This is a genomic window from Burkholderia seminalis (genome assembly GCF_001718535.1).
Taxonomy (GTDB): domain Bacteria; phylum Pseudomonadota; class Gammaproteobacteria; order Burkholderiales; family Burkholderiaceae; genus Burkholderia; species Burkholderia seminalis.
Window position 1 is genome coordinate 1,400,374 of sequence record NZ_CP013400.1, and the last position, 21,881, is coordinate 1,422,254.

Consider the following 21,881-nt stretch of genomic DNA (forward strand, 5'->3'; position numbering starts at 1 on the left):
GGTAGGGGGGACGAAAGTCAGTGTCCGGCCTGACGCGCACGGCGGCGGGCCAGCCGCGCATGCACGCCGCCGAACACGAGCGGCACGAACAGCAACGTCGAAACGGTCGCGAACAGCAGTCCGCCGATCACCGCGCGGCCGAGCGGCGCGTTCTGCTCGGCGCCTTCGCCGAGACCGAGCGCCATCGGCACCATCCCGATGATCATCGCGAGCGCCGTCATCAGCACCGGCCGGATCCGCGTCGCGCCGGCCTCCAGCGCGGCCGTGAGCGGCGGCGCGCCGGCCGCGAGGCGCTGGCGCGCGAACGACACGACCAGGATGCTGTTCGCGGTCGCGACGCCGACCGTCATGATCGCGCCGGTCAGCGCGGGCACGCTCAGGTGCGTGCCGGTGATGAACAGCATCCACGCGATGCCGGCGAGCGCGGCCGGCATCGCGCTGATGATGATCAGCGGGTCGAGCCACGACTGGAAGTTGACGACGATCAGCAGGTAGACGAGCACGATCGCCATCGCGACGCCCGCGCCGAGGCCGAGATACGACGTGCGCATCGTCTCGATCTGGCCGCGCATCGTCAGGTCGGTGCCGCGCGGCAGCGTCGCGCGCGCATCCGCCACGATGCGGTCGATCTCGCCCGCGACCGCGCCGAGGTCGCGACCCTCGACGCTCACGTACACGTCGATCGCGGGGCGGATGTTGTAGTGCGTGATCACGGCCGGGTTCGCGGTGCTGCGCACCTGCACGAGGTTGCCGAGCAGCTGCAGCGGCGTGCCCGTGCGGCCGCTCGCCGAGATCGGCGTGCCGAGCAGGTCGTCGACCGACGAGATGCTGTATTGCGGGGTCTGGATCTGCAGCGGGTACTGCACGCCGGTGCGCGGGTTGATCCAGAACGACGGCGTCGTCTGCGAACTGCCGGACAACGAGATCAGCATGTTCTGCGCGACGTTCTGCGCGGAGAGGTTGAGCTGCTGCATGCGCGTACGATCCATGTCGGCCAGCAGGGTCGGTTCGTCGTTGCGTTGCAGCACGTGCACGTCGACGGCGCCGGGGATTTGCCTGAACTTTTTCATCAGGCTGCTCGCGATGGTCATGTTACTCGCGAGATCGTTGCCGAGCACCTGCACGTCGATCGCGGCCGGCTGACCGAAGTTGAGGATCTGCGTGATGATGTCCGACGGCTGGAAGAAGAACTCGACGCCCGGGAAGCGCTGGGGCAGCAGCGTGCGCAGCGTCTGCACGTAGTGCTGGGTCGCGCGGTGGCCCGGTTTCAGCGCGATCAGCAGCTCGCCGTCGAGCGTACCGATCGTGCCGGCGTTGCTGTACGACAGGTTGATGCCGCTCACCGGCAGGCCGAGGTTGTCGACGATCGCGCCGAGCTCGTCGGCCGGCACGGTTTCGCGGATCACGCGCTCGACCTGGTCGGCGAGGCGCGCGGTTTCCTCGATCCGGTAGCCGGTCGGCGCGCGCATGTGCAGGCGGATGTTGCCGGAATCGGCGTTCGGGAAGAAGTCGCGCCCGAGCACGAAAACCAGGCCCGTCGACAGCACGCAGAAGCCGAGGAAGCACATCGCGTAGAAACGGCGGCGCACCAGCAGGATGCTCAGCAGCACGATGTACCACGCACGCAGCCGCTCGAACGCGCGATTGAACGCGTGATGGATGCGCGCGAAGCGCGACGTCGAATGGTCGGGGCCGGTGCCCGCCTGCTGCGGGCGGAACAGCAGCATCGCGAGCGTCGGCACCAGCGTGCGCGACAGCACGTACGACGCGAGCATCGCGAACACGACGGCTTCGGCGAGCGGCACGAACAGGAAGCGCGCGACGCCCGTCAGGAAGAACATCGGCACGAACACGATGCAGATGCACAGCGTCGACACGAACGCGGGCACCGCGATCTCGCCCGCGCCTTCGAGGATCGCGTCGTGCAGGTTGGTGCCGAGATGCAGGTGCCGCTCGATGTTCTCGATCGTGACGGTCGCGTCGTCGACGAGAATGCCGACCGCGAGCGCGAGCCCGCCGAGCGTCATGATGTTGATGGTCTCGCCGAGCGCGGACAGCGCGATCAGCGACGTGAAGATCGACAGCGGGATCGAGATCGCGATGATCAGCGTGCTGCGCCAGTTGCCGAGGAACAGCAGGATCATCATCGCGGTCAGCACGGCGGCGATCAGCGCCTCGTGGATCACGCCCTGGACGGCCGCGTTGACGAACACCGACTGGTCGAACAACGGCGTGATCGTGAGCCCTTCGGGCAGCGTCGGGATCACCTTCGGCAGCAGCGCCTTCAGGTCCGACACGACCTTCAGCGTGGACGCGTCGCCGCTTTTCAGGATCGAGATGAGCACGCCGCGCTGGCCGTTCTGCCGCACGACGTTGGTCTGCGGCGCGAAGCCGTCGCGCACCGCCGCGACCTCGCGCAGGTAGGTCGTCGCGCCGTTGACGGTCTGGATCGGCAGGTTGCTGATGTCGGCGACGGTGTCGGCCGACGCGTTCGTGTCGATCCGGTATTCGGTCGGGCCCATCTTCGCGGTGCCGGTCGGCAGCACGAGATTCTGCGCGTTCACCGCGTTGACGATGTCGGCCGGCGTCAGGCCTTTCGCCTGCAGCGCCTGCGGATCGAGGTCGATCGCGACCACGCGCGTGCGGCCGCCGTACGGGAACGGGATCTGCACGCCGGGCACCGTGATCAGCTGCGGGCGCAGGAAGTTGAGCGCGATGTCGGCGAGCGACTGTTCGCTGAGCGTCTTGCTCGACAGCCCGAGCTGGATCACCGGGATGCTCGACGCCGAATAGGTGATCACGAGCGGCGGCGTCGCCCCCTGCGGCATCTGTCGCACGATCGCCTGCGCGGAGGACACCGTCTGCGCGATCGCCGTCTGCACGTTGGCGCCCGGCTGCAGGAACACCTTCACGACGGCGATGCCGGGCAGCGACGTCGATTCGACGTGCTGGATGTTGTTGACGGTCGTCGTCAGGATCCGTTCATGGACGGACGTGATCCGGTTGGTCATCTCCGTCGCGGAGAAGCCGCTGTAATTCCAGATGACGCTGATCACGGGGATGTTGATCGCGGGCAGCACGTCGACCGGTGTGCGCATCAGCGCCAGCGGGGTGGCCAGCACGATCATGATGGCCATGACGATGAACGTGTAGGGGCGCCTGAGCGCGAGATTGACGATCCACATGGAGGCGGCGGGACAGGCGGTGATCAGGCGTCGGTGAAGGGAACCCGAATGATAGGCGTCGGCGTGGAACGGGTTACTGTCGCGAAACTGGCGGAACTGTCAGGTTGGGGCGGGCGGGTGGTCGGCCGATTCCGCAGACGGAAGGCATGCGTCGCGATGGCGGCGGTTTCGCCGATCGTGCCGCGTTCACAGCTGCTCCATCCCGAAGCGCGCGAGCGCACGCAGATCGACGACCTCGATCTGGTTGTACGCGAGCCGCAACGCGCCGAGCTTCTCGAGCTGCTGCAGCGCCTGGTTGATCCGTTGCCGCGACACGCCGACGAGCATCCCCAGTTCCTCCTGCGAGATCGACAGCGACGGGCCGGTGTCCGGATACAGGTCGGGGTTGAACAGCTGCGCGAGCGCCTGCGCGACGCGCGCGTCGACGTCGAGCAGCCGGCTGTTCTGGATCGACGCGATGAATTCGCCCATCCGGTTGTTCAGCTGATGAATCACGAAGCGCGTGAACGGCAGGCTGGTATCGAGCAGCGCGTGGAAGGTATCGACCGGCACGAACAGCACGGTCGAGCGCTGGATCGCGACGACCTCGTACTTGCGCAGCTCGCGCTTGATCACGCTGCCTTCGCCGAACCAGCCGCCCGACGGCACGCCGGAAAACGTGCAGCCGCGCCCCGACACGTTGAAGATCGCGAGCTTCAGCAGCCCCTGGTGCACGCCGATCCAGTATTCGGACGGCGCGAGCCGGCGCGCGATCACGTCGCCGGCCTCGCATTGCTCGACGTGCGACTGCGCGAGCACGAGCGCCTGGTGCTCGGGCGCGAGCGTGCGGAACCACGCGCACTGGCCGAACAGCGTCGCCAGGGCGGGCAGCGGGCCCGGTTCGGGAAGCGGGTCGGCCGCGTCGGGCGGCGCTACGGGGTGATCGTGCATGGGTGCGGGTTTGCGAGGATAGGGATAACGCGCAGCGCTCGAAAGGCACTCTGTCGTTTCGATGACAGACGGCTCACAATAACGCCCGTTAGGCTGTCGGCAATTGAACCACATCAAAACGATCCGGGGTGCATGCACGCCGGTCGGCAGAATACGGGAGACAGGATCATGACGCAGATGTTCGAGGCCGGACTCGGCCGCCGCGACGCCAATTACGTGCCGCTCACCCCGATCGACTTCCTGGTCCGGACGGCCGAAGTCTACGGCGAGCGCGTGGCGATCGTGCACGGCGACGTGCAGCGCACGTGGGGCGAGACCTACACGCGTGCGAAGCAACTGGCGAGCGCGCTTGCGCGGGCCGGCGTCGAGCGCGGCGACACGGTCGCGGCGATGCTGCCGAACATCCCGGCGATGGTCGAGGCGCACTTCGGCGTGCCGATGGCCGGCGCGGTGCTCAACACGATCAACACGCGCCTCGACGTGCCGTCGGTGCTGTTCATGCTTCGTCACGGCGAGGCGAAGGTGCTGATCGTCGACACCGAGTACGCGGAGTTCGCGCATCGCGCGGCGCTCGAGGTGCCGGGCCTGAAGATCGTCAGCGTGGCCGACGCGATGCCGGCCGATCCCGAGCGGTTCGCGGGCGCGACCGACTACGAGGCGTTCGTGGCCGGCGGCGATGCCGACTACGCGTGGACGCCGCCCGCCGACGAGTGGGACGCGATCGCGCTGAACTACACGTCCGGCACGACCGGCGACCCGAAGGGCGTCGTCTACCATCACCGCGGCGCGTATCTCGCGGCGGTCAGCAACCTCCTCGAATGGGACATGCCGAAGCACGCGGTGTATCTGTGGACGCTGCCGATGTTCCACTGCAACGGCTGGTGCTTCCCGTGGGCGGTCGCCGCGCGCGCGGGCGTGAACGTGTGCCTGCGCAGGTTCGACGCGAAGACCGTGTTCGACCTGATCCGCCGCGAGCGCGTCACGCATTACTGCGGCGCGCCGATCGTGCAGAGCGCGATCGCGAACGCGCCGGCGGAATTCCGCGCCGGAATCGACCACACGGTGCACGCGATGGTCGCGGGTGCGGCGCCCGCGCCGGCCGTGATCGCGAAGATGAAGGAGATCGGCTTCGACCTGCTGCACGTGTACGGGCTGACCGAGGTCTACGGCCCGGCGACCGTCTGCGCGAAGCAGGCGCACTGGGACGAACTGCCCGACGAGGACCGCGCCCGGCTCAATGCGCGCCAGGGCGTGCGCTACCACCTCGAGGCGGGCGCGACGGTGCTCGATCCCGACACGATGACGCCGGTGCCGGCCGACGGCGAGACGCTCGGCGAGATCATGTTCCGCGGCAACATCTGCATGAAGGGCTACCTGAAGAACCCGAAGGCGACCGACGAGGCGTTCCACGGCGGCTGGTTCCATACGGGCGATCTCGCGGTGCTGATGCCGGACGGCTATATCCGGATCAAGGATCGCAAGAAGGACATCATCATCTCGGGCGGCGAGAACATCTCGAGCATCGAGGTCGAGGACGCGCTGTACCGCCATCCGGCCGTCGCCGTCGCGGCGGTCGTCGCGATGCCCGACCCGAAATGGGGCGAGGTGCCGTGCGCGTTCGTCGAGCTGCGCGAAGGCGCGAGCGCCACCGAGGCGGAGATCGTCGCGCATTGCCGGCAACTGCTGGCGGGCTTCAAGGTGCCGAAGGCCGTGCGCTTCGGCGAGCTGCCGAAGACGTCGACCGGCAAGATCCAGAAGTTCCAGCTGCGCAACGCGGTTGGCTCGGACAAGGCGATCGACCTGGCGGGCGACAAGAAGTAGGCGCGGCGCCGGGCCCGATCATCCGGCGTCCGTCACGCGTCGCGTTCGAGCCGGAACACGCTGACCGCGTCCGACAGCTGCGCGGCCTGGTCGCGCAGCGCGACGGCCGCGCGCTCGGCGTCCGAGATCAGCATCGCGTTCTGCTGCGTCGCGTCGCCGATCTGCGTGACGGCGAGGTTGACCTGCTCGATGCCGGTCGATTGCTCGCGCGACGCGGCGCTGATCTCGCCGATCAGCGTGCGGACCTGGTCGACCCGCGCGACGATCTCGCGCATCGTGCCGCGCGCGGCGTCCGCGATCCGGTAACCCTGTTCGACCGTCGTCGACGATTCGGCGCTCAGCGCGTCGATCTCCTTGACGGCGGCCGCGCTGCGCTGCGCAAGCGCGCGCACCTCGGCCGCGACCACCGCGAACCCCTTGCCGTGCTCGCCCGCACGGGCGGCCTCGACGGCCGCGTTCAGCGCGAGGATGTTGGTCTGGAACGCGATGCCTTCGATCGTACCGGTGATCTCGGCGATCCGGCGCGTCGCGCGGCCGATGTCGTCCATCGTCGCGGCCACGCGCTGCACCGCGGCGTCGCCGTTCGTCGCGGCGGCCGACGCGTCCGCGACCAGCATGTTGGCTTGCGCCGCATGCTCGGCGCTTTGCTGCACGGCGGCGGTGATCTGTTCCATGCTGGCGGCCGTCTGCTCGACGCTGCTCGCCTGCGTCGCGATCCGCGCGGCGATGTCGCCGCTGCCGGCCGCGATGCCGACCGTGCCGTGCGCGATGTCGGCCGAGCTGTTGCGTACCTGCGCGACGATCCGCGCGAGGCCGTCGCCGATGCCGTCGACCGCCTGCACGAGCCGGCCGATCTCGTCGTTGCCGGCGCTGCCGCGCGCGTGCGCGCCGTCGCGGATGCGCACGCTGAGATCGCCCGCCGCGTAGCGCTCGGAGGCGCGGGCGGCGGCTTCCAGCGGCCGGCTCACGACACGCCGCACGACGATCACGAACAGCGTCGCGAACGCCGCGACGAGCACCGCGCCGATCATCAGGAAGCGGTTGCGGGTGGCGCGCATGGCGGCGAGCAGTTCGTCGTCGAGCGCGATGCCGCCGACGAGCCACTGCCACTGCGGAATCGTCGTGAACGATACGAATTTCGCGGTCGGGCCGCTGTCGTGCGCGGCCGGGTCGGTCGACGTGTACGCGAGCCGCCCCTGGCCGGCCGCGAGCATCCGCGCATACGGCGCACGCGTGTCGTCGGCGGGTTGGCCGGCCGCATCGGGATGCACGACGAAGGTGCCGCGCGACGGGCCCTGCGACGCATCGAGCACGAAGTAGTAGCCGTTGTCGCCGATCTTCAGCGAGCGGATGCCGTCTTCGACGAGCTTGAGTTCGTTGCCGATGTCGAGGCCGACGAACAGCGCGCCGATCACGCGGCCGCTCGCGTCGGTCACCGGCTTGTACTGCGTGATGTACGGCCGGCCGAACAGCCTCGCGAGGCCGGTATAGCTGCGCCCGGCGACCAGCGGCGCATACGCGGGCCCGGCGCGGTCGAGCCGGGTGCCGACGGCGCGCGCGCCGTCCTGCTTCTTCAGCGACGTCGTGATGCGCACGAAATCGTCGCCGTCGCGCGCGAAGATCGTCGCGATCGCGCCGCTTTTCTTCAGGAACTGGTCGGGAATCGCGTAGTCGAGGTCGAGCGGCTGGCCGCCCGCGAGGAGGGTCGGCGCGGCGACGCCGCCGATGTCGACCGTGCGGGCCGCGTCGAGCGAGAAATCGGCCGGCAGGAAGCTCGCGAACAGCGTCATCGAGCGGTTCGCTTCGGCGGTCAGGGCCTTGTCGAACAGGTCGACCATCGCGCGGATCGACTGCTCCTTGTCGGCGATCCGCAGATGGGCTTCTTCAGCGAGCTGCTGGCCGGCGAAATGGGCGAGCGTCCACGCGAACACGGTAAACAGCAGGGCGACGAGCACGCACGCCAGCGCGGCCAGACGCGCGCCGACGCTCACCCGGCCCAATTGGGTCGATCTCATGAAACATCCTGAGTGGGGAGAGTGAGAGGGGCGGAACGCACGCGTCACCGCAGTCCGTAAGGAAAACGGCAGATTCGGCGAAATCTTTAGCGGGACGAAGCCGGCGGCGCCGCGAACGGGTGTTGCCGGAGGTCGGTGGCGCGCGTCGGCCGGTCAGCGGGTCAGTGCGTCACGAGCCACGCGACGGCCAGGTAGCGGCCGACTTTCGCGATCGTCACGATGACGAGAAAGGTCGGCAGCGGCTCGCGCAGCACGCCGGCGATCATCGTCAGCGGATCGCCGATGACCGGCGCCCAGCTGAGCAGCAGCGACCAGCGGCCGTAGCGCCCGTACCAGCGCTCGGCGCGCGCGAGCGCGGACGGCTTGACCGGAAACCAGCGGCGGTCGCGGAAGTGCTCGATGCCGCGCCCGAGCGCCCAGTTGATCGCCGAGCCGGCGACGTTGCCGATGCTCGCGACGAGCACCAGCGCCCACACGGGTTCGCGCCCGGCGAGCAGCAGGCCCGCGAGCACGGCTTCGGACTGGAGCGGGAACAGGGTCGCGGCGACCATCGACACGGCGAACAGGCCGCCGTAAGTGAGCAATTCGGACATCGCGCGATTGTACCGGCCGAATGCCGGCCGGCCCGGATCAGGCGATCACGGGCGCACGGTGCTAGGTGGCGCCGGCCGTGCCGAACAGCAGGTGCGAGATCAACGACTTGTCGACCGGTTCGTCGTTGAGCGTGCTGGCGAGCAGTTCGCCCGCGAGTTGCTGCGGCGAGAACACCATGTCGGGTTTCAGCAGGCGCAGCCGTTCGAGGTTGCGCTGCTGGTTCACGAGCGCGACCGTTCGCACCGTCGGCGCGATCTCGCGGATCGCGAGGATGACGAACGCGTTCTCGGCGTCGTCGGAGCGCAGCGCGAGCACGGCACGCGCGGTCGCCGCGCCGGCGCTTTCCAGCACCGCATGATCGGCCGCGTCGCCGACGATCAGGTCGGTCGAGGCCGCGTAGTTGTGCTCGACGCCGGCCGGCACGACGACGGTCACCGCGTAGCCGCGCTTGCGCAGCCCGTCGTGTACCGCGTGCGCAACCGGCGTCGCGCCGACGATCAGGAAATGATGCTTGCGGATCACGTTCGACAGGCCTCCCTTGACGATCCGTTTCAGATTGCCGCCGATCACGGGGCCGACGACCGCGCTGATCGATGTCGCGAACACGGTGATGCCGAGCACGATCACCGAGGCGGTGAACAGCCGCGCGGTCGGCGCGTGCGGGACGATGTCGCCGTAGCCGACCGTCGACATCGACACGATCGAGAAATAGACGGCGGTGGCGAGATCGTGGACGGGCGGCGTGAATTCGTCGCCGAGGTACAGCACGCCGAAGGTCGCGTAGATCAGCAGCGACACGATGCTCAGCAACGCGAACAGGCTGCTCGCGGCGATGCTCGCGCGGTCGAAGTGCCGCCAGTAATAGAGCAGCGCGACGACCAGCACGGCCGTGTAGACGAACACCGCGTGGCTGCGATAGCCGCCGAGCATGCTGATCGCGGCGGCCGCGACCAGCAGCACGATCGACAGCACCCACGCGACGCGGGCGCGCAGCACGATGCCGATGGCCATCGTCGCGAGGCCGGCCGCGACGACGACTTGCGGCAGCACGACGAGCCCCGCGGTGTCGACGAGGTTCAGCGCATCGGCGAGCCACGCGTGATGCAGGCCGAGCCGCGCATGCTCGACGACGGGGCGCAGCACCATCAACGCATCGAGCGCGAGAAGGAGGGCGAGATACCAGTGCAGGCCGATCGGCGCGAACAGGCGCCGCAGGCGGGTAGTGACGTGCTTCATTCAGTCGCCCGGCGGCCCGGGCATGTCCAACGAACCAGCCGCTACCCTAAAGCATTCGGCGAGCGGCTGCTTTTTCGCGGGGCTCGACGGCGGCCGCGACGAAGCCGGCAGACCGGGCCGTTCAGTTCCACCCGACCATCATCGCGCCCATTCCGACGAGCAGCCCGCCCGTCACGCGGTTCATCGCGCGCATCCGCGCCGGCCGCTGCAGCGCGCGGCTCAGCCGGTGCGAGAACAGCGCCATCGACGCGACGCCGCCCGCGAACAGCAACGCGAACGTCGTCGCGAGCAGCAGGAATTGAAGGTTCAGGCTCCAGTCGGCATTCGGGCTGATGAACTGCGGAAAGAACGACGGAAAGAACAGCAGCGTTTTCGGATTCAGGCCGGAGGTCGCGACGCCGCGCCAGAACAGCGCGCGGTCGGTGTCGGTGTCCTGCCGGGCGATTGCGGCTCCGGCCGCGGCATCGGTGGACGGAGCGGATGCGTTGGCCGGCGCCCGGCTGAGCCATTGCCTGGCGCCGAGCCACACGAGATACGCGGCGCCGGCCCAGCGCAGCGCGGTCAAGGCATGCGCGCTGACATGCACCAGCGAATTCAGGCACAGCGCGGTCAGCGCGAGTTGCAGCAGCACCGCGAGCGTGCCGCCCCACACGCACGGCAGCGCGCGGCGCCAGCCGGCGCGCAGCGCCTGGTTCATCGTGAGCAGGTTGACGGGACCGGGGGCGTAAATCAGGACGACGGAAGCAGCGAGGAACGACAGATAAAGCTTGAACGACATGACGGGAGTGCAGGAACAGGGCCGCGGGCACCGGCCCCGCACGCGATCGGATAGGCGTGCGGGCGGCGGGGAATCGCATGCCTGCGGCCCGGCACCGCAACTCGTGATTGCGGCCGTGCGTCCCGCTGCGAAGGGGTGGTCGCGGGGAGCGTGCCGGGCAGCAGGCATGGTGAAAATGTATCAAGCGGCCCGGTTAAAAGGCTTCCTGTTTTCCGGCTAAACGGGCCTGAAACCGGAATCCTGTTCAGCTAGAATGCTGATTTTAAGTAGAAGATTCTTTTCATCATGGCTACCCGCGAACGCACGCCGAGAACGCTCGACAACCAGGACCGCAAGATCCTGGGCGCATTGCAGAAAAACGCGCGCCTGTCGAACGCCGAACTCGCCGAACAGATCGGCATGTCGACCACCGCCTGCTGGAACCGCACGCGGCAACTCGAACTCGACGGCTACATCGACGGGTACGTCGCGCTGGTCAACCAGCGCATGCTCGGCTACGCGGACATCGTGATCCTCGAAGTCACGCTCGATCGCCACGAGGACGACGCGCTCGCGCGTTTCGGTTCGGAGCTGGCGGCGCTGCCGGAAGTGCTCGAGGCGTATCTGGTGTCCGGCGAGTACGACTACTGGATCAAGGTCGCGGTGGACGGCACGGCCGGCTACGAGCGCTTCCTGCGCGAAAAGCTGTACCGGATTTCGAGCATCCGCCACAGCCGCTCGATGTTCGCGCTGCGTTGCATGAAGGACGTGCCTTCGATCCAGGTGTGACGGGGTGCGGACGGAGGGCGGCCGTCGTTGAAACGACGGCGCGTGCGGCTGCGGGCGGGGCGCGGAGAAAACCGCCAAAGGGCCGACAGGCAACGCTTGCCGGCAGAGTCGGCAGGCGAGCGCGGAAAACGGATGAATCTTCCGGTGGCGGCGGTCCGGCGCAATCGTGCGCCGGCTATCGGCCTTGAAGCGGCCTCGAGATGACCTTCAAACGCTCGCGGCGCGGTGAGCACGGCCGGCCGGGACGAGCCCGGCCTGTTTCCACGCCGGCACCGCCATGTTCCGATGCCCGACGCAGCGGCCGCTGGCGGCCGGTCGGCCTGCTCAGCGCGGCAGGCGCGCGTGTGCTTGCGCGATGATTTCGCAGTTCTCGAGGTGGAGCGCCCACGCTTCTGCAAGCAGCTCGCTCACACGTGCGAGCCAGCCGGTGGATTGGGTGGAACGGTTGGAGACGTTGGACGTTTGCATGACGAAGCCCCGTATAGGTGGCGAGTTAGGGATAACCCTAATCATAACGGAGCATCACCGCCTTGTGAAATGCGATTTCGTTATATGAGAATTCCTGACACTTTATGTTGCTGCCGCGCAACATGCATGTCTGACCGCGTTTGCGTCGCGGACAGGCGTGCCGAGGCCGTCCCGGCCAGGCTTCGCGGGAAGCGGGACAAGGGAAGGCGAGTGTAGGGGAAACGGGGCGCGATTACCGGCCGATCCACCCGAACCGCCAGGACAGTCGCCGCGTCGCGGCGAGCAGTGCCTGTGCGAGGTCGCTGTCCGGCCCGCGCGGGAAGCCGCGCGACGAGCCGATGATCGCGATCACGAGCCGGATGCTGCCGGTGTGATCGAACACGGGCGCGGCGACCGTGCCGATGCCCGGCACCGGCGCGTCGAATGCGAAATCGAGTTCGTCCGCGCGAATCGCCGCGAGCCGCGCACGGAATGCGGCGTCGTCCGGCGCGGTGCGGCTGCCCGCGAGGCGCACGGGCTCGTTGGCGAGCAGGTCGGCCAGCACGTCCTCGGACATGCCGGACGCGAAGATCCGGCCGATCGCCGTATTGACGAGCGACATCACGGTGCCGACCTGCAGGCTCACGTGCTGCGGCCGTGCCGATTCCTCGAGACGGATCACGGTCGGGCCGAGCGGGCCGAGCGTCGCGGCGGCGACGCTCATGTCTGTCGCGGCGGCCAGCGCGACGATCTCGGCTTCCGCGTCGCGCGTCGGCGACACGCGCTGCATCGCGATCAGGCCGAGCGCCTGCGCGAGCGGGCCGCCGTCGAAGCAGCCGGCGTCGTCGCGGCTCAGCAGGCCGATCTTCTGCAGGCTGACGAGATGGGGGAACGCCTTCGCGGCCGGCATGCCGGCTGCCGCCGCGAGATCGCGCAACGGCAGCGCGCGGCCCGCCGACACCAGCGCGAGCAGCAGGTCGCCGGTGCTGTCGAGCGCGTTGATCCCGCGTTGCGCCTTCGCGTCGTCGGCCAGTGCCGGTGGCACGCGAGCCGGGCCCGCTGCCGGGGCGGCCAGCGGTTCGGCCTGGTTCGCCCTTTCCGCGCCGAGCGACGCGGTGGCCTGCCGCGCTGCTTCGCGCAAGGCCGTCGCAATCGGGCCGTGCCAGTCGACATCGATCGACCCGCTCGAACCGATCACCGTCAACGCAAGCTGCAGACGCCCGTGCGCGTCGAGGACGGGCACGCACATCGCGCTGACGCCGGGGCTCGGCCGGTCGATGCCGCGTTCGATGCCGCGTGCGCGGATCGCCTCGCGTTCGGCCTGCTGCACGTCCGCGTCCGGCGCCGGCTGCACGCCCTCGGCGCCCGCGAGCGTCTCGCCCGCGCCGGCCTGGCTCGCCGCCATCGCGTCGAGCTGCGCGGGTTCGCCGAATGCGCGGAACACGCGGCCGGTCGCCGTCGTGTCGAGCGACATCACCGAGCCGACGTGCAGGTTCACATGCAACGGATAACCACCGTGCTCGATGCGCACGATCGTCGGGCCGAGCGCGCCCGGCACCGACAGCGCGACGCTCAGGCCCACGGCTTCGGCGAGTCGCACCGCGTGCGGCAGCGTCGCGCGGTAGGCCGGTTGACGCTCGATCGACATCAGCCCGAGCCGCAGCGACAGCGGGCCCGGCTCGTAGTTGCCGGTGATCGCGTCGCGCTTCACGAGCGCGAGCCGCGTCAGGCTGACGAGATAGGTATGCGCCTGCGCGGTCGACAGGTCGGCCGCCGCGGCCAGTTCCGACAGCCCGAGCGGCTTGCGCCGGCGCGCGAGCGCGTCGAGCAGCCGGCCGCCGACCTCGACACTCTGGATGCCGCGCTGCGCCTTGGGCGGCGCATCGTCCGCGCTGACTTCGTGGTTCTGCACGCGATGATTCTTCCTTGACGAAACCCCGCATGGTATCCGACGCCATTTATCGCGCCAGCCCGCAGGTTTACCCGTATTAGACAATAACAAGCGACTTTGTCATTGACAAATATTCGATGCGGGAAGATGATCCGCTCACTCCCCTCAACACATGGCTCGCAGCCACGGAACGCAACATGGCCAAAGCATTCGCCTCCCAAGCCGATCTGGAAGAGAAGAAAGTCACCTGGACGAAGCTGTCCGAGAACGCCTACGCGTACACCGCCGAAGGCGACCCGAACTCGGGCGTGATCATCGGCGACGACAGCGTGCTGATCGTCGACACGACCGCGACGCCCGCGATGGCGCAGGACCTGATCGCGAAGATCCGCAGCGTGACCGACAAGCCGATCAAGCACGTGGTGCTGTCGCATTACCACGCGGTGCGCGTGCTCGGCGCGTCCGCGTATTTCGACGAAGGCGCGCAGCACGTGATCGCGAGCCGCGGCACGTACGAGATGATCGTCGAGCGCGGTGAGGCCGACATGAAGTCGGAGATCGAACGCTTCCCGCGCCTGTTCGCCGGCGTCGAGACGGTGCCGGGCCTGACCTGGCCGACGCTCGTGTTCGAGCGCGAGATCACGCTGTTCCTCGGCAAGCTCGAGGTGAAGATCATGCACGTCGGCTCGGGCCACACGAAGGGCGACACGATCGTCTGGCTGCCGTCGCAGAAGGTGCTGTTCTCGGGCGACCTCGTCGAGTACGACGCCGCGTGCTACTGCGGCGATGCGCAGCTCGAACAGTGGCCGGCCACGCTCGAGGCGCTGCGCGCGCTCGGCGCCGAGAAGCTCGTGCCGGGCCGCGGCCCCGCGCTGCTGAACCCGGCGGAGGTGAACAAGGGCCTCGACTACACGAAGGATTTCGTCACGACGCTGCTCGCGCAGGGCCGCAAGGCCGTCGAGCGCAATCTCGACCTGAAGGCGGCGATGGCGCTCACGCGCGAAGCGATGGACCCGAAGTTCGGCCACGTGTTCATCTACGAACACTGCCTGCCGTTCGACGTGTCGCGCGCCTTCGACGAAGCGAGCGGCATCGCGCATCCGCGCATCTGGACCGCGCAGCGCGACAAGGACATGTGGGCCGCGCTGCAGGACTGAGCGGCGCACGACGGCGAGCGCTGACGTAAGCATCGCCGTTTCCCCGACGGTTGCGGCATCCGCGGCGGCAGTGCGCCGCGGTGCCGGCAGCCGGATCCGGTCTCACAAGAAAGCAGGGCGCACGCACGCCCTCGGAGACTGCCGCGCGCGCGAATCGCGCGGCCCGTTTGGAGAGAGACATGCCCCAATCGCTTCCCGCCGGAACGACGCTCGCGCACGCGCGTGCGTCGGCTTCGGTATCCGAATTCAGCGACGCGCAACTGTTCCGCAAGATCGCGTGGCGGATCGTCCCGTTCCTGTTCCTCTGCTACGTCGTGTCGTTTCTCGACCGCATCAACATCGGCTTCGCGCAGTTGCAGATGAAGCACGATCTCGGCTTCAGCGATGCGATGTACGGCCTCGGCGCCGCGGTGTTCTACGTCGGCTACGTATTCTGCGAAGTGCCGAGCAACATGCTGCTCGCGCGCTTCGGCGCGCGCCGGACATTCATGCGGATCATGCTGCTGTGGGGTCTCGCGTCGACCGGGATGATGTTCGTGTCGCAGCCGTCGCACTTCTACGTGCTGCGCTTCCTGCTCGGCGTGTTCGAAGCCGGCTTCTTCCCCGGCATCGTGCTGTACCTGACCTACTGGTTCCCGGCGAACCGGCGCGCGGCGGCGATCTCGGTGTTCTTCGCGGGCGTCGCGGTGGCCGGCGTGCTCGGCGGCCTGCTGTCGGGCTGGATCATGCGCGACATGAGCGGCGTGCTCGGGCTGCACGGCTGGCAATGGATGTTCGCGATCGAAGGCGCGCCGGCGATCCTGCTCGCGTTCGCCGCGTTCACGTTCCTGGTCGACCGGCCGCAGGACGCCGCATGGCTCACGGCCGACGACAAGGCGCGCGTCGCCGCGCTGTGCGCCGAAGGCCGCGGGCACGGCAGCGCGCACGACGGGCGCAGCGTGATGGCCGCGCTCGCGAACCCGCGCGTGTACCTGTTCGCGTTCATCTATTTTTCGCTGACCTGCGCGTCGCTGACGCTCAACTTCTGGATGCCGCTGATGATCCGCGACTTCGGCGTGACCGATGTCGTCGCGGTGAGCCTCTACACGGTCGTGCCGAACGCGGTCGGCGCGGTCGGGCTGGTGCTGATCGCGCGCCGCTCGGACCGCACCGGCGAGCGCCGCAAGCACTTCGCGTGCTGCACGATCGGCGGCGGGCTCGCGCTCGCGGCGCTGACGCTGCACCTGCACAGCTTCGCGGCGATGCTCGCGTGCCTGTCGATCGCGGCGACGCTGATCTTCGCCGCGCTGCCGATCTTCTGGGCCGTACCGACCCGCTACCTGTCGGGCAACGCGGCCGCGGCCGGGATCGCGCTGATCAGCAGCCTCGGGATCACGAGCGGCATCGTCAGCCCGTGGGTGATCGGGATGATCCGCACGCGCACCGGCAGCATGGATCTCGCCGTGTACCTGCTCGCCGCGCTGCTGGTGGCCAGCGGCGCCGCGCTGATGCTCGGCGTGAAGGGCGAAAGCGCGCCACGCGGCTGAGCACGTGACGACCGGTCGCGGCCCGCGGGCGGCGGCGGCCGGCGCTTCCTCTTCGCCCGCACCCGAATCCATCGAGGAGACGATCGATGTCAGCCCCTCTTCACGCGCACGCCGCACCGGCCGCCGCATCCGCCGCCGGTTCGACGGATGCGGCCGACGACGATGCGCTGTACCGCCGTATCGGCCTGCGGATCGTGCCGTTCCTGTTCATCTGCTACATCGTGTCGATCCTCGATCGCAGCAACATCGGCTTCGCGCAGTTGCAGATGCGGCAGGATCTCGGCCTGACCGACGCGATGTACAGCCTCGGCGCGGTGCTGTTCTTCGTCGGCTACGTGCTGTTCGAGGTGCCGAGCAACGCGCTGCTGCGCCGCTTCGGCGCGCGCCGCACGTTCGCGCGGATCATGTGCCTGTGGGGCGCGGTGTCGGTCGCGATGATCACCGTCGACAGCGCCAGGCACTTCTACGTGCTGCGCTTCCTGCTCGGGCTGTTCGAGGCCGGGTTCTTTCCGGGCGTGGTGTTCTACCTGACGTACTGGTACCCGGCGCGGCGGCGCGCGTCGGTGCTGTCGATCTTCTACGCGGGCGTCGCGGTGGCCGGGATGGTCGGCGGGCTGCTGTCGGGCTGGCTCATGCGCGGGATGTCCGGCGTGATGGGGCTGCACGGCTGGCAATGGATGTTCGCGATCGAAGGCGCGCCCGCGATCCTGCTCGGCGTGGTCGCGTGGTTCTGGCTGTGCGACCGGCCGGAGCACGCGCGCTGGCTGTCCGACGCCGAGCGCGAGCGGCTGGCGGCGGACCTGGCCGCCGACCGCGCCCGCACGGGCGCGCCGGCGCCGCATTCGCTGCGGCAGGTGCTGGCCGAACCGCGCACGTACCTGTTCGCGTTCATCTACTTCTCGTTGACCACCGCGCTGCTGATGCTGCTGTTCTGGATGCCGCTGATGATCCGCGAATTCGGCATTCACGACGTCGTGCAGATCAGCCTGCTGTCGGTCGTGCCGAATGCGATCGGCGCGGCCGGCCTGATCGCGATCGCGCGGCGCTCGGACCGCAAGCGCGAACGGCGCCGCCACTTCGCCGCCTGTGCGTTCGGCGGCGCGGCGGCGCTCGCGCTGCTGACGCTGCACCTGCCGAGCATCGTCGCGATGATGGCGCTGCTGTCGATCGCGGCGACGCTGATCTTCGCCGCGCATCCGGTGTTCTGGGCCGTGCCGTCCGCGTATTTCTCGGGCGCCGGCGCGGCGGGCGGGATCGCGCTGATCAGCAGCATCGGCGTGTCGAGCGGGATGATCACGCCCTGGCTCGTCGGGCTGATCCGTACGCGCACCGGCAGCATGGATCCGGCGATGCTGATGATCGCGGCGCTGCTGGCCGCGTGCGCGATCGCGATGCTGCTGGGCGTGCGGCGCGGCGAGGCGGGTGCGCGGGCGGACGCCGCGCCTTGACGGCGAGGCCGCGTGACTGGGCGGCGGCGGGATGCCGTCGTCCCGTTCCCGGCGGAAGCGGGCGCCGCGGCTATGCCCGATACACCTCGATCCGGTTGCGGCCGCGTTCCTTCGCGAGATAGAGCGCCTTGTCGGCGCGCGACAGCGCCTGGTAGGCACCCAGGTCCGATTCCCGCATCGCGTCGATGCCGATGCTGACGGTCAGCACGATCTGCTCGTCCTCGTGCGTGAGCTGCGTCTGCCGCGCGCGCTGCTGCACGCGCCGCGCAAAGGCCAGCGCCGTCTCGAGGTCCGATCCCGGCAGCACGATCGCGAACTCCTCGCCGCCGACCCGGCCCACGATGCAGTCCGGCCCGGTTTCCGCGAGCAGCAGCCGCGCGAAATGCCGCAGCGCGCGGTCGCCGAGCGGGTGGCCCCAGCGGTCGTTCAGCGCCTTGAAGTGATCGAGGTCGAGCATCAGCACGGCGGCAGCGTGGCCGGTCGCGCGTACGCCGCGTAGCGCCGCTTCGCTTTGCCGCATGAACGCATGGCGATTCGACAGTTGCGTCAGATGGTCGGTCGTCGCCATCCGGTGCAATTCGGCCTCGATGTGCTTGCGGTCGGTCGCATCGGTGATGAAGCCGTGCCACACGGTGCCGCCGTCGATCGTGCGCTGCGGGCGCGCATCGCCTTCGCGCCAGCGCAGGCCCTGCCCGGGCAGCAGCACGCGATACTCGAGACGCCACGGCGTCAGGTGCACCGACGATTCCTGCAGCGACTGCCGATAGGCGGCCAGGTCGGCCGGATGGATCCGCATCTCGACCGTGTCCGCCTGGCGGGCGAGCTGCTCGGACGTCAGTTCGTAGATGTCGCGGACACCGGCGCTCGCATACGAGAAGAAGCGGCGCCCGCCGGCGGTCTGCCGCAACTGGAATACGAGCCCGGGAACCTGGTCGGTGAGGTCCGTGACGAGCGCGGCCGAGTCGAGCAGCCGCTCGGCGAGCTCGCGCAGCGCGGTGATGTCGGTGGTCGTGCCGACCATCCGCAGCGCGCGGCCGTTGCCGTCGCGCGCGATCACCTTGCCGCGGCTGCGGATCCACTTGTACGTGCCGTCCTTGCAGCGGATGCGGTGCTCGACTTCGTAGCTGTCGGTCCGGCTCTCGAAATGGGCGAGCATCGCGGCCTTCACGTCGTCGGCGTCGTCCGGATGCAGGCGTTCGTAAGCGTCCTCGATCCGGTTGCTCAGCTCGTGCGGCGCATAGCCGAGCATCGCCTTCCACGCCGGCGAATAATGGATCTCGCCGGTTTCCACGTTGCGATCCCACACGCCGGTGCCGCTTTCGGTCAGCGCCAGCGCCGTCAGCGTGCTGTGCTCCTCGACGCGCGCCAGCCGTTCGCGCAACGCGGTTTCCGTGAGGGCGCGGGCCAGCGCGCGCTCGGCCACGACCGCGAGATCGAGCAGCAGCGCGCATGGCGTGCCGTCGAGCGTCAGGGGGGTGTCGTTGGCGATGCACAGCGTGCCGAGCGTCGTGCCGTCGGCAGCGGTCAGCTCACAGGCCGCGACGATCTGCGGCGCGTGCGGCGGGCCGTCGTCGCATCGCAGGTCGTGTATGACGTAGCGTCTGCCGGCGGACGGGTCGCGTTCGACGCGCGCTGGAAAACAGTCGACCGGAAGCGGGTCGGGCACGGCTCCGTCGGCCGCCAGCACGCGTTGCGTGCCGCGGCCGGCGCGCGCGACGAACGCGCCGGCCGCGCGTGCATGCGCACGCGCAATACGGCAGACGGCGACGAGTTCGGGCAGCGCCGCAAGCGCCGGCTGCTTGTCGGCGGGATCGCGTGCGGCGGCCGGCGCGTCGCCGGTCTCGGTGATGAACATACGGAACCGCCTGGTCGAATTCCGCAACGGACGATTGCCCTCGTGATCGGACGAGGTTGCGTGGGGACTGCAATCGCAGAGCTTACTGTCGCGCGGAATGCGTGGCAAGCGTGTCGGAATCGATGGGTGGCACCGGTCATTTGTGCCGTCGGGGAACGAATTCGCGAGAGCGTTCCCGCAGACGAATCGAGCGTTCCGCGCCGGCCCGTCAACCTGCCGCCGAACGCCGGGCGACCGTCGGTCGAGTCGTCGCCGGGCATCGCCGTGTTCCGTCACGTTTGCCGGCGTTCGATCCGTTGGCCGGCCCCGCTCGGCGCGGGGCCGGCGCGATCGATCAGCTCGCGTAGCGCGGTGCGGGCGTATCGGACGACAGGTGCGGCGCCATCGTGCGGCGTGCGGTCTCGTATGCGTCCCATTCGTCGCCCGCGTGCAGCGACGGGATCGTCACGAGTTCGCCGCGATCGAAGCCGACGAGTGCCGCGTCGACCATGTCGGGCGCCGTCATCACGATTTCCTTCGGCAGGTGCTCGAGCGGCAGGCCGCCCGTCTGCCAGAAATCGGTGGCCGTCGCGCCCGGCAGCACGGCCTGCACCCGTACGCCCTTGTCGGCGAGTTCGTGATGCAGCGACTGGCTGAACGCGAGCACGAACGCCTTGCTGCCGCCATACACGCCGTTCAGCGTTTCCGGCGAGATCGCGACGATCGACGAAATGTTGATCACGGCGCCGCCGCCGCGCGCGACGAAGCCGGGCACGGCCGCGTAGGTCAGGCGCGTGAGCGCCGTCACGTTCAGGTCGATCATTCGCGTCATCGCGTCGACGTCGCTGTCGAGCAGCGGCGCATGCGTGCCGATGCCCGCGTTGTTCACGAGCAGCGTGATGCTCGCGTCCTGCTTGAGCTTCGCCTCGACGGCGGCGAGCGCCGCGCGGTCGTTGAGGTCCGCGTCGACGATCTCGACGCTGCGCTGCGTGTCGTTCGTGATGCGCTCGGCGAGGGCGCTCAGCCGGTCGCGATTGCGCGCGACCAGGATCAGGTCGTAGCCGCGGCGCGCGAGGCGGTCCGCGTAGACGGCGCCGATGCCCGACGAGGCGCCGGTAATGAGGGCGGTACCGCGATGTGCTTGCGTCATGATGTGCTCCGTTTCGGTGGGAATGGCCGGATGGCGTGAAGCCATTCTGGCGCCGAAGTGCGGCGACACAAATGACGTAGATGGGTATGATTCAGGACATCGGGCCGATGACCGCGCCCGGGACCGGAGAATCCTCATGCACCGAATCGGCTTTCTGATCAGCGACGGCTTCCAGATCATGGCGCTCGCCGCGCAGTCGGTGTTCGAGTACGCGAACATGGGCACGCGCGAGCCGTTCTACGTGATGGACAGCTATTCGGTCGACGGCGGCGACGTGCGCTCGTCGCTCGGGCTGACGGTCGCGACGCGCGCGCTGCGCGGGCGGATCGACGTCGATACGTGGATCGTCGCAGGCGTCAACGATCCGCTCGTCTCGCCGGCGCCGGCCGGCGTCGTCACCTACCTGAGGCGCGCGAATGCGCGCGCGCGGCGGATCGCCGGCATCTGCACGGGCGCGTTCGTGCTGGCCGAGGCCGGGCTGCTCGCGCAGCGCCGCGCGACCACGCACTGGGCGTTCGGCCGCGACATGCAGCGGCACTACCCGGAGATTCGCGTCGAGGAAGACCGGATCTACATCGTCGACGGGCCGATCTGGACCTCGGCCGGGATGACGGCCGGGCTGGACCTCGCGCTCGCGATGGTGGAAAAGGACCTGGGCGCCGACGCCGCGCGCTCGGTCGCGCACAAGCTCGTGATGCACCAGCGCCGCGGCGGCGGCCAGTCGCAGCATTCCGAAATGCTCGATCTCGCGCCGAAATCCGACCGGATCCAGAACGCGCTGAACTATGCGCGGCGCAACCTCGGCCGCGCGCTGACCGTCGAGGCACTCGCCGAAGCCGTCCACCTGAGCCCGCGCCAGTTCAGCCGGGTGTTCACGCTCGAAACGGGGCAGTCGCCGGCGAAGGCGATCGAACGGCTGCGGCTCGAATCCGCGCGGCTGATGATCGAGCAGAGCCGCCATCCGCTCGACGTGATCGCGAAGGAGAACGGCTTTCGCGACCGCCGGCACATGCGCGAGGCGTTCGTGCGCGGGTTCGGCGTGCCGCCGCAGGCGATGCGGCGCGACGCGCGGCTGGACGAACGGGAAACGGGCTGACGCGG

Annotated in this window: 16 protein-coding genes; 6 read left to right on the top strand and 10 right to left on the bottom strand. The window is 69.0% G+C overall.

Going from position 1 to position 21,881, the window contains the following annotated elements:
* Positions 1-17: 17 nt before the first annotated feature.
* Positions 18-3,185: an efflux RND transporter permease subunit gene (locus tag WJ12_RS26970; RefSeq protein ID WP_034191478.1), complete on the bottom strand. Its 3,168-nt coding sequence runs from the start codon at positions 3,183-3,185 to the stop codon at positions 18-20.
* A gap of 186 nt (positions 3,186-3,371) precedes the next feature.
* Positions 3,372-4,115, bottom strand: a complete 744-nt coding sequence (locus WJ12_RS26975) for a Crp/Fnr family transcriptional regulator (protein WP_059556486.1) — start codon at positions 4,113-4,115, stop codon at positions 3,372-3,374.
* Between the two features lie 168 nt (positions 4,116-4,283).
* Between WJ12_RS26975 and WJ12_RS26980 the strand changes: the two genes are divergently transcribed.
* Entirely contained in the window at positions 4,284-5,936 is a 1,653-nt protein-coding gene (locus WJ12_RS26980) for an acyl-CoA synthetase (RefSeq protein WP_059556487.1), read from the top strand.
* 32 nt (positions 5,937-5,968) lie between these two features.
* On the opposite strand, the gene WJ12_RS26985 is transcribed toward WJ12_RS26980, so the two are convergent.
* The 4 genes from WJ12_RS26985 to WJ12_RS27000 form a co-directional block, all read right to left on the bottom strand.
* A complete protein-coding gene (locus tag WJ12_RS26985; RefSeq protein WP_059556488.1) occupies positions 5,969-7,951 on the bottom strand; it encodes a methyl-accepting chemotaxis protein in 1,983 nt (660 codons plus the stop codon).
* A 161-nt stretch (positions 7,952-8,112) separates the two neighbouring features.
* On the bottom strand, positions 8,113-8,544 hold the full coding sequence (locus WJ12_RS26990; RefSeq protein WP_049031149.1) for a YqaA family protein: 432 nt from the start codon (positions 8,542-8,544) through the stop codon (positions 8,113-8,115).
* 61 nt (positions 8,545-8,605) lie between these two features.
* Positions 8,606-9,781 (bottom strand): voltage-gated potassium channel protein, encoded by a 1,176-nt coding sequence (gene kch, locus WJ12_RS26995; protein ID WP_049031150.1) that lies wholly within the window; start codon positions 9,779-9,781, stop codon positions 8,606-8,608.
* A 121-nt stretch (positions 9,782-9,902) separates the two neighbouring features.
* A complete protein-coding gene (locus tag WJ12_RS27000) occupies positions 9,903-10,559 on the bottom strand; it encodes a LysE family translocator (protein WP_049031151.1) in 657 nt (218 codons plus the stop codon).
* Positions 10,560-10,844: 285 nt separating this feature from the next.
* On the opposite strand from WJ12_RS27000, the gene WJ12_RS27005 reads away from it, so the two are divergent.
* Positions 10,845-11,327, top strand: a complete 483-nt coding sequence (locus WJ12_RS27005) for an Lrp/AsnC family transcriptional regulator (RefSeq protein ID WP_034191471.1) — start codon at positions 10,845-10,847, stop codon at positions 11,325-11,327.
* Between the two features lie 324 nt (positions 11,328-11,651).
* Here the strand turns inward: WJ12_RS27005 and WJ12_RS27010 are convergent, their stop codons facing one another.
* A complete protein-coding gene (locus WJ12_RS27010; RefSeq protein WP_167361898.1) occupies positions 11,652-11,795 on the bottom strand; it encodes a hypothetical protein in 144 nt (47 codons plus the stop codon).
* A gap of 232 nt (positions 11,796-12,027) precedes the next feature.
* Positions 12,028-13,686 carry an IclR family transcriptional regulator gene (locus WJ12_RS27015; RefSeq protein ID WP_059556489.1) on the bottom strand — a complete coding sequence of 553 codons (1,659 nt, stop codon included), beginning with the start codon at positions 13,684-13,686 and terminating at the stop codon, positions 12,028-12,030.
* Between the two features lie 176 nt (positions 13,687-13,862).
* Here WJ12_RS27015 and WJ12_RS27020 point away from each other — a divergent pair, with 176 nt between their 5' ends.
* The 3 genes from WJ12_RS27020 to WJ12_RS27030 all read left to right on the top strand — a co-directional run bounded on the left by WJ12_RS27020 (position 13,863) and on the right by WJ12_RS27030 (position 17,796).
* Positions 13,863-14,822 carry an MBL fold metallo-hydrolase gene (locus WJ12_RS27020; RefSeq protein WP_006482658.1) on the top strand — a complete coding sequence of 320 codons (960 nt, stop codon included), beginning with the start codon at positions 13,863-13,865 and terminating at the stop codon, positions 14,820-14,822.
* A gap of 179 nt (positions 14,823-15,001) precedes the next feature.
* On the top strand, positions 15,002-16,348 hold the full coding sequence (locus tag WJ12_RS27025) for an MFS transporter (protein WP_059556490.1): 1,347 nt from the start codon (positions 15,002-15,004) through the stop codon (positions 16,346-16,348).
* An 86-nt stretch (positions 16,349-16,434) separates the two neighbouring features.
* The gene (locus WJ12_RS27030; protein ID WP_059556491.1) at positions 16,435-17,796 is read left to right on the top strand and encodes an MFS transporter; all 1,362 of its coding nucleotides are present in this window, start codon (positions 16,435-16,437) and stop codon (positions 17,794-17,796) included.
* A gap of 70 nt (positions 17,797-17,866) precedes the next feature.
* Here the strand turns inward: WJ12_RS27030 and WJ12_RS27035 are convergent, their stop codons facing one another.
* Both WJ12_RS27035 and WJ12_RS27040 read right to left on the bottom strand, forming a co-directional pair.
* Positions 17,867-19,651 carry a sensor domain-containing diguanylate cyclase gene (locus WJ12_RS27035; protein ID WP_049033847.1) on the bottom strand — a complete coding sequence of 595 codons (1,785 nt, stop codon included), beginning with the start codon at positions 19,649-19,651 and terminating at the stop codon, positions 17,867-17,869.
* A gap of 334 nt (positions 19,652-19,985) precedes the next feature.
* Positions 19,986-20,780 (bottom strand): SDR family NAD(P)-dependent oxidoreductase, encoded by a 795-nt coding sequence (locus WJ12_RS27040; protein WP_034191466.1) that lies wholly within the window; start codon positions 20,778-20,780, stop codon positions 19,986-19,988.
* A 136-nt stretch (positions 20,781-20,916) separates the two neighbouring features.
* On the opposite strand from WJ12_RS27040, the gene WJ12_RS27045 reads away from it, so the two are divergent.
* Positions 20,917-21,876, top strand: coding sequence for a GlxA family transcriptional regulator (locus WJ12_RS27045; RefSeq protein ID WP_059556492.1), 960 nt, complete (start codon positions 20,917-20,919; stop codon positions 21,874-21,876).
* Positions 21,877-21,881: the final 5 nt, after the last annotated feature.